The organism is Pseudomonas sp. JQ36 (assembly GCF_053851495.1).
The window spans coordinates 2728079-2740797 of the sequence record NZ_CM132642.1; the positions used below are offsets into that span (position 1 = coordinate 2728079).

A 12719-nucleotide genomic window follows, 5' to 3' on the forward strand; every position below is an offset into this window, starting at 1 on the left:
ATCAGCGTCTCTTCAAATAACCGCTGGTAGAGCTGCGGCGTTGTGACGGCGATGCAGCAGGTCGCGGGGGTGCGACAGGTGCTGCCGGTGTAGGCGGTGCCAGCTGGGCTTGCCGGAAAACAGCCGGCAGCGCTGTTTCTGCAGATTGGGCTTGTTCAACACGCGGGGCCTGGACAGGCTGGACCGGTGCATCGTCGAACAGTCCGGATTGTGCCAAGGCTTGCCGCACCCGATCCCAGTCATGCTCCTGGTACCGATTAATGCCCAAGTAATGCGCCATGGCCAGGCAATACACCATCAGGTCTAGTGCTTCGTTGCGCTCGGCTTTGCCCTTGATCCACTCGACACGTTTATGGCCGCGGACGTAGCGGGCGACCTTTCGTTCTGCCACACATTGGGCGAAGAAGTCGTCCGGCAAATCGTTGGCAAAATGCAGCGAGCCGGGTCCATCCGGGAACGGGTAACGGTTGTAGATCCAGTCCTTGGCGGTGTCGGTACCGACGAACCACAGCTCGGCGCCGTGGCGCTCGGTCTGACCCTTCCAGGTCACGTCGACCATCGAGGGCCTCTGGGCAATCACCGGCCTGCCGGGCTTGCTCGCACCTTTGATGGCGAAGATGTTGCGCCAGCGCCGCATGCGGCAGAACTGGTAGACCTCATCGGTGTGATGGCCCCCGGAGTCGACAGCCGTGGCAAGAATCGCCAAGCCGACACCGCAAGGGTGCCGGTAGCGAGCTTTGAGCAAGTCATCAAGTACCGCCCAAGTTCGCTCATCAGCGGGATCGCCTGAGATCACCTTGTGATCAATCACCCAACGCTCCATACCAACGCCCCAGCCCATGACCATCAACTCCAGACGGTTAGCCTGAACGTCGACGGCGGCGGTCAGCATCAGCGAACCGGACGGCATTGAGCCGAGGCCATAGCTTTCCAGACGCGCCCGGTCCATTAGAACATCGGCTTTGGCTTGCTCTTGAGCGCTGTCCCAGACCTTGGCCAGGCGGGTGTTGTAGAACACCTGCATCGGTTCAAGATCGCCTTTCGCCTGTGCCCGCTTGGCCTTCTCGTACTGCCTGGCAAGCGTACGCCAGTCCATCCAGCCTGGTGGCGAGTACAACGCGTTGAGATGGAAGCCAACCGTTTCGCCATCACCTTCGGCATGGGCTATCCACTCGCCATTGGCAAGCATCCAGCCCTTATGGTGCTCCTCGATCAACACGTCGCACTCAGGCCCAGCACACTGGTAGTGAATGAGCTGGTAATCCTTGGAGTAGAGCAAACGTTCCCACTCCAGTACCTGCTTGTGCCCGCAAGTTGGACACGGCACGTAGAAGTAACGTTGATCGCTGGACTCGAACAGATCACTGATACGCGAAGCACCTTTGATCGTTGGTGAGCTGGAGAAGTAGAACTTGGCATTCCGGCCAAAGGTACTGCCCCGAGTCTCTGCCAGCTCGATGGGATCACCCTCCTCTCCGACGTCGACTTCCCAACGATCCACCTCATCGCCGTACACATAGCGCGCTGATAGCTCGGCCAAGTTGGCCGCTGAACCCGCAGTGGTCACGTACAGCGAACCACCTTCAAACTCTTTGGTGTCCATCGTGTTGCGGGAGTCACGAGACCGACTGGACGCCACTCGCTTACGCAGAACGGGCGTGGCCTTGATGGTCTTGCTGATCCTCGATGACACCCGCTTAGCCAGGCTAAGGCTCGGCAGCAGTGTCAGGATATTGGACGGTGCCATATGGATCAGGCCACCAATCCAATTTAAGGCGATTTGGGTTTTCATCAACTGCGAAGCCACCATCGTAACGACGCGCTTGCAGGGGTGAGCTGGCGATAAACAGCGCATCGGCTCACGTGCGTAAGGGGTGCGAGAGGTGCGGTATTGGCCGGGTTCAGCGGCACCTGAATCACGCGGAATACGCATGTATTCGTCGGCCCACTCGTCCACCCACACATCCGGGTCAGGTTGAAGCCCCCGGAAATAAGCCTCGCAGTACACCGTCGCTCCATCAGATCTGGTCAGGTTCATCTATCACCTCCCAGTTAGTATCCAGTGTGTGGCCGAATTCCTCAGAGGACATACGGCCGGCGTCCTCAAGCCGTTGTCTCAATGCTGCAGTCAGGTGTCGTTCGATCTCCCATGGATCCGACATGGCCGCCAGTTCCGGAGCAAGTTGCGGAGGCATACCCAGCAACGTGTCGCGAAGCATGCGACCGGCGTTGTATGCCCCGGACTGAACTGCCGTAACCTCGACTGTTGAGCCCTGTGCTTTGTGAAACTCCATCTCGGCCATCTGCGCCAAGTAGAACTCACGGTGCGCGCGTGCCTTCTGAAAATCCGGATGCTTGTCTGTCGTCGGAGCCGCCAGCGGCGGCGCAGCCATGGAAGTCGGCTCGGTTTGGGTCGACAGTTGGCTGTAAACGTTGCGCTGAATCCGATCTTGTTGATGGCGTTCAGCAACGGCGGCCTTGCTCGGGTCGGCGGTGTCGCGAATCAGCGCTTCGGTGGCATGTACATCAACCTGTTTGCCATTGGGCGAAAGCACCAAACGGTTGTTGTCTTTCAGCCAGGTGATGTAACTCGGCGACCTGCCGAGCCGGGCCGCGAAGGCGCTCTTCGACAGGTAGGTTGGTTCTGTCATGAGTCCTCCTTTTTCAACGTATTTCAATGAATCCTTTCAAGATTTCAGTGATTGAAATTTCAGTAAGCTGGGAAGTCCGCGGCTAACAGTTTCCCGCGGGTTTCCGACCCCGTGTCCTTCAGATCCCCCTAGGGTCCCCGGCGGTTTTCGGCGCCCTAGATCGGTGCATCACCCCTGCGCGCCTCCGGCGGGCGGGACTTCGCTGACGCCCAGCCGCTTGGCGGCCCAGCGTTCGTACAACCCGATGGCCACATCCGCACCGGCCATCGCCGTGAGACACCCCAAGGCGCCCGCCGTCCAGATCGTCATACCGGCGGCGATCATCAGCATCATCGCCGACACTCCGCAGACAATGCAGGCCCCGGACCGAAGCGCGAGGCGGCGCAACAATGCCCAGCCCCGCGCCCCATCCTTGTCGGCTCGCCACATCTCCCCCGATACGCCACCGACCAGAGCCAGGACGATCACTAACCAGATCGGCATCTCTGCCAGCGCTTGTTGCTCGTTTGTCATCGCCAACCCCTAAACGCAAAAACCCGGCGCGATGGCCGGGTTTGGTGGTGGGTGCCTGCCGCTCTCTGCGGTCGCACCTATCGAAGATGACTACTTTTTACAGGTCGATTCCGGTGGCAGCAACCCTGTTTTAATGCCACCCGGTGAATAAGTGGGTAACGCCGGGTGAACGCCTAGCGAATGTCGGTGAATACACCACCACGGCATTCTGTTGCTTCAGCGGTGTCCCATTCGTCCCACTTCCTAGAATCGAAGTGGGACGCCTGAGAGCGCCTAAATTCGGGGCTTCGCCCCACTGTCCTACTTATCTTTCTCCTTTCTCGTGTAAAGGAGGAAATTTAAAGAACACGCATGCGCGTGAAAAGCGCGTACTGCTGCCCGCTACGCTTACACGGGCGGGAGGCACTTTGTAGCAGGACGGTAGGACAGCCCAACAACGACAAGGCCCGCACCTGTCCCACTACATCAAAGCGCAGCGGGACAAGACGGGCCAGTGGGACAACCACAACCGGAGCGATGCCTAGGGTCACGCAGCCGCCCCCATCAGCACCCAGTAGATCTGCAGATGCGCATCATGCAAACGCTGGTAGTACGTGTCACGGCCACAACCGCAGTGCGCGTACCGCAAGCGCATATCCACATCGAGCGTGCAGTAATGCTCCCGCACAACCGTCTCCAGCTCGGGCGCCAGATGCTTGGTCACGATCAGCTCGATGTCGAGAGAACTCTCCAGCGGCGCACGAAAAGCCCGCCGACCACGAATCAGTTGCCCATTGCTCTCCATCATCATGGCAACCATGTTCCCCCCAGCAAGCCCCCCTTTTGAGTGTTCGGAATGCAGCTCCTGCGCCCATAACCGAAGCAGCGAATCGATCCCTTTAATCAAAACAAGGCTCCTCGAACGCTTCCCGCTGCAACGCCGAAGCACCGCCCCACCCTGCCGGCTTCTTGTAAGCCCACGGCCGCTGACCACTTTTCACCAGCGCAGGCAACCGCACACGCCGCCACCCCAGCCGATGCATGATCGCCCCGACACGCATCTGCTCCGGCTTGCCCCAGTGCCCAAAGTCCAGCTTCAGCGCATTGGCCAGCACCTCGCTGCCCGTGGTTGTCTCGCCGATCTGCGACTCCTCAAGCCAGGTCAGAATCGGACCTTCCCACTCATCCACCACAAAGCGCTCGTCCTGCTCCTCACCGAACATCGACGCCTCATCCAGCGTCACCCACCAAAGGTCGCCCGCGTCATAGCAGAACACCGCCTCGGCCCAGAGCTGTTCACGGATCGAACGCAACAATTCCAGATCCACCTTGGTACACGCCACCGGCCAATAACGCCGGTTACCGGTCGCGTCCTTCAGGTACTCGTCCTGGTTAGTCGTACCAACGAACACGCACTGACGCGGCACGTCCATCGTGCGGCGGCCGTAGCTCTCGCGGTAGGTGTCCGTCGACGCGGAGAAAAACTGTTTGGCCTTGGTACTCTCGGCCTTGTTGAAGCTGTCCAGTTCGCCCAGCTCGACGATCCATTTGCCCCGGATCGCCTGAAACCCGTCCTTGTCGCCCAGGGCGAACGGAGTATCCATGAACCACTCACCGCCGAGAATGCTCATCGCCGTCGACTTACCTGCGCCCTGCGCGCCCTCAAGGATCATCACCGAGTCAGCCTTGCAGCCCGGCTTCATCACCCGCGCCACGGCTGACAACATCCAGCGTTTGCCAACCTTGGACGAGTAGTCAGTCGCCTTGACGCCCATAACGTTCGTGAGCCAGCTTTCCAGGCGTGGCACGCGATCCCATTCGAGCTTGCGCAGGTACTGCCGCACCGGATGAAACGCATGGTCATGTGCAACCACACTCACCGCCTCGATCACATGCGAGGCCTTGACCCGCAAGTTGTACTGCTGCGCGAGCCACTTCATCACCCGCACATCATCAATGTCCGCCCAATCGCCGGTGCCACCACCATAAGGTGCCGCACGCAGCTTCACGATCTTCGAACTGAATGCGCTGTAGCTGATCACCCCAGCCCAACGTGGATCATTGGCCAATATCAATTCAACGTTCTGCATGTGTGCGATCAGAGCGCCGCTATCGCTGCGAGCTAGTAGATCTTTCCAACCACCTGCAGCCGGCGGCTTGACCACGGCCAGCACCTGACGGCGCACAGCCTCCAAACCCTCGGCGACATGCAGATCGTTGAAGTCGGTCCACTTCACTTCCCGATCGCTGGAGAAGATCGGCGCAACCACCTGGCCACCGACGATCAGTGCCGCGTTATTCGCCTTCTCTTCACCGGGATTCCAAGCGTCACCGTTTGGCTTCGTGGTCTTCCAGTCATCGTCCCTGCAAATGATCAGAGGGCAACCGGCAAACCGCTCGCGCATGGCCTTACACACGGCCAGCAAGTTACCCGCGTCGAATGCCACCGCCACGGTCAGTGACGTCGCCATATGCAGGCTGGCGCCTGTTGCGTAGCCCTCACATACCAGCACTGGATCACCCGGATCGGCATCCGGACCGATGAGGTGGAAAGCACCCTCTTTTGACATCCCGTAGGGCCAGTAAGACTTGTCGCGACCGGTATCTTCCTGTTTGCTCGGGTAAATCACCTGAAGCCCGACGATATCGTCCCGCGCATTGCTCATGGGAACCAGGACTGCCCCAGAACGCGGCGCGTAGCGTACCCGTAAACCGACAATCTGCTTGCGGTCCAGATACTCGCTACGACCTTTCTCCGGCATGCGCTGGAACAAGCTGTCCGCTCGCTTTGCCGCTCGACGTGCCGCATTGGCCGAGATCTCGGCAGCCCGACGCTTTGCCTCTTCCTGTCGAGCGCGCATGACCTCACGCTCTTCCGGCGACATCCGCCCGGCCTTGACCTTGATCTTCTGCGACTCACCCGAACGCCAATCACCGAATGCGCCGAAAATCAGCGTCTCGCCCTTCTCGGTATGATGCTCATGGGCGATGTACCAGCCGTTCTTTTCCTTGCCCTTGTCCTGCGCCGTCTTGCACCGGGTGAGCTTGCCGAATACCAATGGCTGCGCAGGCTCAAGCCCATAGTCGGCGAATTGCCCCAGAACCTCATCCAGCATGGCGAGCCCCCTTCAGTTCGTCGGCAGAAAGGCATCCCACGCATTGCGTACAGCCGGGCTGCGCCAAACGACGGGCCGCAGGGATCGGATCATCACACGTTTCGCAGAATAGAAACGAATGCGCCGCCAAAGCAGGCTTGGAGGCGTTGCGTGCAGCGAGCGCTTGATCGATACGCTCTTGCACCAGGTCATTAGCGAAGTCAGCGATATCAGCCACGATCAACACCCCGCGTCGTCTGGTTGACATACGTGGCGCGGTTGAATAACCCCAACAACCCCTGAATTCCACGAAACACCTGCAGGCGAATTGCGGCCAGTTCCTCATCAGTGACGACACCGTCACCAATGCTCCTGGCCCAAGTGTCCGCCAGATCTGCCACCTTGCGGAAGTACTCCGCGATACCGGTGGTCAACGTCTCGGGCATGTCATTGGTGTACGCCTCGGCCAGCTCTTGCCATGTTGTGTCACCGACCAACGCATGCACCGCATCTAGAATGCGGCGATCCTTGGTCAGCTCCAGAATCTCGCCGAACTCTTGAATGTTCACCGTGTGGCTTGGGTGAGTTGGGGAAAGCTTGTGTTGCAGCGTGGTGGCATTCCGGCCGGTGGTGGCGGCGATGGCAGCGGCACCGCCGGGGTAGTCCCGTGCGGCATGGTAAAGCGCTAGATCGAGCGGGAGAACTTCCCGCTGCGCCCGGTCTAGAGAGCTCAGAATGATACGGCTCATGGCATTAATCCTTGTAAGTTGCCAGTGCCGCGCGGCATGCAGTGGTGATACATTTGCCGCGTGGCTTGAAAGGGCCCAAACGCCGGCTAGATCTTCGGGATCGACACCGGCACCGTGCCGGGGCGAGCAATCCGTTGCTCACCCTGGCGCAACAGCTGTCCAATCTGTGGTGGAAAAGGCAGCAACACCAAGGCTTCCGAGCCTTGGAAAAGCGCGATAAAGAGAGGAGGTTGCATGTGGTGTGCCCGCCTTCCTTTATCGCGGCCCGACAGCACTGTGGTGGTGCATTTCGGGAGGAACGAGGCGGCCTTAGGGTCGCCTTTTTTCTTAAAATTTCTTTACTGCAAACTCGGTGATTCGAAATGTGCGAGTGCCTCAGATAACGGAGCCCATCCTTAACAGAGCTTTGATCACAGCTACGCGTGGATCCCTTTTTCATCTATTTAGCGGTCATCCTCAAATGGCTTGCTGAAATGACGCATCGTTCCTCCAAGCTCTCAAGCTCCGCTGAGTCAAGGCTAGCTATGTAATGCAAGCCACCGTTTTCTCCTCTTGAACATAAAATTAACCTGAATGGTTGTTTTTTTCAATACCAGAACGGACATTCACCAAAAAGGTTAATCCATACAAAATCAGTGAATGAAAATCTCAGACACTCGACTCCAAAATTTCCGTAGGATCCTTACGGAAAAAAAAATGCGTCTGACCGATGCAGCTGATCTCTTGGGTAAAGCCCCGGCTCAAGTCAGTGCATTTGGTGGGAAAAATCCATCGAAGGGAATCGGTGATCAGATTGCGAGAGAAATCGAAAAGGCGTTTGCTCTACCCACTGGCTACATGGATATGCCATACAGTGTTGGAGAATCCAGCAATGCGACAGTTATCAGCCAAACAGGTCGCAAGCTACCTTTGATAGGCTCAATCGCAGCGGGCCAATGGTGTGAAGCAATTGAAAATTTTGACCCAAACAATGCTGAAGAATGGTTAGAGGCGCCTGGACCTGTCGGCGCCCATGCCTTCGTTCTCCGTATCGAAGGGATTAGTATGGAGCCTAAGTTTTCAGAAGGAGACAAAGTCGTTATTGACCCAGCATTAGAAGCCCTCCCTGGCCACTTTGTTGCCGCGCGTAGGACCAGCGACGACTTTGTCACTTTGAAACAGCTTAAACAGGAAGGAAATGAGCGATATCTTTATGCGCTTAATCCAGACTGGCCCGAACGCATCATTCGTCTCACTGAAGAGTGGAATATTTGCGGAAGGGCCAAGTGGAAAATATCTGATCTATGAACAGGGGGCGTACTCAAATACGCCCGCATCAACTATAGTGCCTTAACCAATACGCATCTCCCCTCTTTCAGGTCTGCGGCAACCTGCTTAAATTTTTTCTCAAAAACTAAATCTCCTGGATATTTCACAAAAACCTTTTGATTCCTTCCAATGTGTCTAAAAGGATCGCTCTCCATACTTGCAATAATTGCTGCCGCCTGTTTTCTAATATCCGGCCATAGACCTGTAAATGGCGACTCAGAAAACACTTGTCTATCGATTATATTTTTCAAACTCACCGCGTATTCAAGAGCAGCATCTCTACTGCCCCTTCGGCCATAAAAGGTCATTGCATAAAAATGAATGAGTGCAGACCATTCTGGATTCTTCCTTTCAATGGGAACCTCATACTTCCTCCATACCGATATTGAAAAGAGAAACTCTTGGAAAAATCCTCTATTCAAGAAATGATTCATAATAAGAATTAGACATTCAATATCATTATCTTGGATTAGATCTGGAGGACACCCAGCATACAGCTCCGTCAAAAAATTAACTTTATACAACTGCAGGTCTTGACTATTAGATGATAATGCTAACGCTCTGTAAACTTTAATTTTATTAAGAGCTGAAGCTCCCTCATTCAAATAACTATCAACACATCTAATCAGAAGTGGGATACCTGTACCTTCGACCTCACTCAACTCGACGCTATCATACAAATCAACAAGCGCATCAAAAACTGTAAGCTTGCCACGATAGTATTTCACCAGTACAAATTTGATCAAACGATCAAATATGGCAAAATCTTCCACGGAACTGACTTCACACAAAGTTAGACCAAGAACTCTTTTACTTAACCCCAGCCCCATTTCGGAAACATGAGCCAACTCAACATCATTGGCAATCAATATATTAACGAGCTCGGAAACAACACTAAGTTTTCCAACTTTGTCTTTGAGTAACTGCGCCTTCGCCACCAGTAGATATGGCATATATTTAATTGGCGAGAACACCAAAGCTTTATCTAGCATATCCAATGCCAGAGACTCTTCACCAACCGAGAGATACATTTTTGAAGAGTTGTAATACGCTGAAACCAAGTAGTCCAACACGGCCTCACTTGAGTCCATTGTGGAAAGCGCGGTGATCAAAGAGCCGCTTAAATCAATCGCCTCGTTCTTATATTCCTGCACCCCAAGCTTACTATAGAGCAACAATAGATTAACTTTTGCGTTTGTCGCTGTTGTCCAACTTGAACCAGCTGCAGCTTCGGAAAGCCAAACGAGAGCTGCCTTGTAGTCTCGTAAATCCATATTGACTACACCCAAATAAAACCGGACGAGCTGCAAAAATTTCTCATCATCAGTTTCTTTCAGGCAAGCTTCAAGTTCGATTACAGCATCTGACTTACGACCAATATAAAAATAACTTAGCGCAAGCTGCAATCTATGTAATTCTGAAACAACTACTTCTTCATTCTTACTCGCGAGCGCATCTTCATAATTACGAATAGCCAATTCATAATTTCGCTGAGCATATGCTTCTGCCGCTGTCACGACTGAAGACTGGCGCGCCGAATTTACATGTTCAATCCATCGATCCGAAAGGGCCTCGTCAATCACACGATTTTTGATGGCGAGTTCACCGCCAACAGTCTTTGTAATCCCGGCAAGAAAAAGCCGACTCTTAATCTTGTCTTCCGGAAATTCTGATTTATTATAGCGAATAGAAACTATTGCGCTCCTGATTTGAGAGTCGTTTTCCACCAACGTCCTAATATGATCTATTGGCGCCTTATCGAACTCTTGCAAATACAACCTGGACACAAGCGCATCTACCACATCAGAATTTAATACGGTGCCTGCTAACGCCATATCCTCTAACTCAGAACACACATCCCAAGTCATTCTCGGATTACCATCAACCCAGTAGAAAATACGACCTGAAACCTCCGCAGAGAAATCCAAGCCTACCTTACATATAAATTCGTCAAACTCATCTCGATTAAAATCTTCTAAATAAATTTTCTCGCCTATATTAAATGGAGAAATATCTTTATTTTTTATCAGGTCTGCAGGCTCAGCAACACCCGAAAGGACATAAGTCAACCTAAGATACTCAGGAAAGTTTACCCGATTAAAATACATGCTCCTCACTTGAGCCAAAACGACATCAGAGTAGCTACAACCAACAAGCGAGTCTATTTCATCTAGAACTATTACCAAATTCTTCTTGGTGGATCTCAACAAAATCCTAAGATGTCGATCATATTCGACATTCGCTTCCAGCCCTGAGTTTTCTCTCTGATCTTTAATTTTGGGCAAATGCGGATCAAATACATCAGGGTCAAACTCAATGAGCATGTCTATGACATTACGAAACCAAAGTCGAGCGCTATCAAAGCGATTTGACAAGTCAAGATACAGTACTAAATCGTTAACTCTCTCCCGCTTCATATTGATCAGAAGATTGGTCTTCCCCATTTGACGGGCAACGAGGACATAAGGAGGGCGCCCCATCCCATCAATTACACTTCGCAGCTGCCTGTCGGCTGCGCGCTCAATGTACTGATGAGCGGACACTATCGTGTTAGGGTTAAGTTTCTTATTAATCACTTTAACTCCTCCTCTACAGACTCAAGCAACTCGATGATATTTTTATCTGTAGAAGCCTCAACTCTAGCCTTTCTAAAAAACGCCTTCACAAAGCGAGGAGATCCTTTGCTTTTACTAATAATCACATCAAACTCATGATCTTGAAGGGAATGACTAAGAGCTGTCGCAATCATATTTGACAGTTTCATTATTTCATCTGGCGACCACAACTGAAAATCGACAAACTGAATTTTATCATGAATTTTATTTCTATCAGGGTGCACATCTTTTTTAGGGCATCTCAACGACGAAAACATCCATATCAATCGACCTTCTGCATTTGCAGTTTCTGCCAATATAATAAGCTGATATGCAATATCGATAAATCTCGTGTACTCCACTCCTGACGGGAGAGGAATTTCCTCAATTAAAACCGCGACCGCACTTGGAGACACTAACGATGATATATATGGCCTGAGATAGCTTATCAGCGATTCAAGGCTTTCAACCTTCCCTATTGAATCGCATTCAACACCGTTTTTTTCCAACAGAATTCGACAAACTTCCCTCATCAGGGTCAGTGCGGAAGGAGCTTCAAAGCTATCCAAGGTAATATGATAAAACTTCCATTTTGAAAGCTCTACTAAACGCCTCAGCGAAGCCGTTTTACCAACCCCAGGCGGACCGCTGACCCAAACATGAGAGCTTTTTATAGCTTTAGACAAGCTCTCATCGGCACTACGGGGCAAATAGAATGGCTCAGCCACTTTCGTATAAGCATCAAACAAAACATCTCCCTCAGGAATCGCGGGGCCTGCAGCGCCCTCCAACGGAAAAAAATTTTGCACAAAGTTTTTGAGAAAAATAAACCTTAAATCCCCCGAGTCTTCGGGCTTGGTTACATTGATATGTCCGTACTCAATAAGAGTACGTACATTATCCGCCCCTATAAATGGGGCTGCACTATCCTTTGAAACAATCGCATCCCCACCGGCAATCAAATTCAAAACCTTTATATCTTTCTCAACTTTCAACTTGACCCAGTCAATATTTAAAGTGTCTAGAAAGTCAGTTCGTTTACACAGTTGTTTTAAATGCGAATGACCGAATGAAAAAACTTTAGCAATGCTAGCCAAACCTGCCCCTGTTAAAGGAGAAGCATAGAGTAGCAAACCAAGGACTTTGTGAGTCCGCCCTTCTTTAACAGCCTCAAGAATGAAATGCCTAGATACAATTCCACCTAAGCTGTGCGCTACAATAATTATTTCTTTTCCAGAATGCTTTGCTTCGATAAATGATTGCAAACCATTTGAAATCTCCTGCACTCCAGACATTTTTTTCATAAAAGGAGCACGCCAAAGAGCCGTTGGATAGGCATAGCAATCATAAGCGATATGCCTTAATTCTGACGACTCACACAAAACCTTCAGCATGGTTCCCCAGGTTCCAGATGCCGACCCGGAGAGACCATGAACAAATAGTATTACTTGATGCCCCTCACCAGTCCTGCTGGTGGGCGCATCATTTTTATCAGACGAAAATAGATTCCTTAGCTTTTTACCGATTCCCATGGGCGCTCCTACATTTAAGAAGCGCCGAAATACGATTCAGCATCATTTTCCATGCCATGACTATGTTCATCCGTCAAATCAAAATGCAGCCATTACCTGCAAAATGATGCCTACAAACTGCCACTATGGCACAAACACGCAGCCTCTAAAAACAACCCATATGGTGGTTTAATCTTGACAAATTAACCTTTAAGGTTAATTTGGTGATCCTCAGTTCACCACAGAGAGATGCGCCACCATGCACACCACTGCCACCTTGCACGTCCACCCTGCCGCAGCTACTCCCCTCCAAATTTTT

General features: G+C 52.3%; 10 protein-coding genes. 1 reads left to right on the plus strand and 9 read right to left on the minus strand.

Features of this window, described 5'->3' with window-relative positions:
* Position 1: 1 nt before the first annotated feature.
* From ACS4NR_RS12165 to ACS4NR_RS12195, 7 genes are all read right to left on the minus strand, one after another.
* Positions 2-2038 carry a phage terminase large subunit family protein gene (locus ACS4NR_RS12165; protein WP_456020230.1) on the minus strand — a complete coding sequence of 679 codons (2037 nt, stop codon included), beginning with the start codon at positions 2036-2038 and terminating at the stop codon, positions 2-4.
* Positions 2019-2651: a terminase small subunit gene (locus tag ACS4NR_RS12170; RefSeq protein WP_095139909.1), complete on the minus strand. Its 633-nt coding sequence runs from the start codon at positions 2649-2651 to the stop codon at positions 2019-2021. Before ACS4NR_RS12170 ends, ACS4NR_RS12165 begins: the two co-directional genes overlap by 20 nt.
* Positions 2652-2819: 168 nt before the next feature.
* Entirely contained in the window at positions 2820-3164 is a 345-nt protein-coding gene (locus ACS4NR_RS12175; protein WP_456020231.1) for a phage holin family protein, read from the minus strand.
* Between the two features lie 526 nt (positions 3165-3690).
* Positions 3691-4050, minus strand: a complete 360-nt coding sequence (locus ACS4NR_RS12180; protein WP_456020232.1) for a PA0613 family protein — start codon at positions 4048-4050, stop codon at positions 3691-3693.
* A complete protein-coding gene (locus ACS4NR_RS12185; protein ID WP_456020233.1) occupies positions 4043-6259 on the minus strand; it encodes a VapE domain-containing protein in 2217 nt (738 codons plus the stop codon). Before ACS4NR_RS12185 ends, ACS4NR_RS12180 begins: the two co-directional genes overlap by 8 nt.
* The gene (locus ACS4NR_RS12190) at positions 6249-6476 is read right to left on the minus strand and encodes a TraR/DksA family transcriptional regulator (RefSeq protein WP_456020234.1); all 228 of its coding nucleotides are present in this window, start codon (positions 6474-6476) and stop codon (positions 6249-6251) included. The genes ACS4NR_RS12185 and ACS4NR_RS12190 overlap by 11 nt, the downstream gene beginning before the upstream one ends.
* Positions 6469-6987, minus strand: a complete 519-nt coding sequence (locus tag ACS4NR_RS12195; RefSeq protein ID WP_171061909.1) for a phage regulatory CII family protein — start codon at positions 6985-6987, stop codon at positions 6469-6471. Before ACS4NR_RS12195 ends, ACS4NR_RS12190 begins: the two co-directional genes overlap by 8 nt.
* 696 nt (positions 6988-7683) lie before the next feature.
* Between ACS4NR_RS12195 and ACS4NR_RS12200 the strand changes: the two genes are divergently transcribed.
* Positions 7684-8274 (plus strand): LexA family protein, encoded by a 591-nt coding sequence (locus tag ACS4NR_RS12200; RefSeq protein ID WP_456020235.1) that lies wholly within the window; start codon positions 7684-7686, stop codon positions 8272-8274.
* 32 nt (positions 8275-8306) lie between these two features.
* Here the strand turns inward: ACS4NR_RS12200 and ACS4NR_RS12205 are convergent, their stop codons facing one another.
* Both ACS4NR_RS12205 and ACS4NR_RS12210 read right to left on the minus strand, forming a co-directional pair.
* Entirely contained in the window at positions 8307-10871 is a 2565-nt protein-coding gene (locus tag ACS4NR_RS12205; RefSeq protein WP_456020236.1) for an AAA-like domain-containing protein, read from the minus strand.
* Positions 10868-12421 carry an alpha/beta fold hydrolase gene (locus ACS4NR_RS12210; RefSeq protein ID WP_456020237.1) on the minus strand — a complete coding sequence of 518 codons (1554 nt, stop codon included), beginning with the start codon at positions 12419-12421 and terminating at the stop codon, positions 10868-10870. Before ACS4NR_RS12210 ends, ACS4NR_RS12205 begins: the two co-directional genes overlap by 4 nt.
* Between the last annotated feature and the right edge of the window lie 298 nt (positions 12422-12719).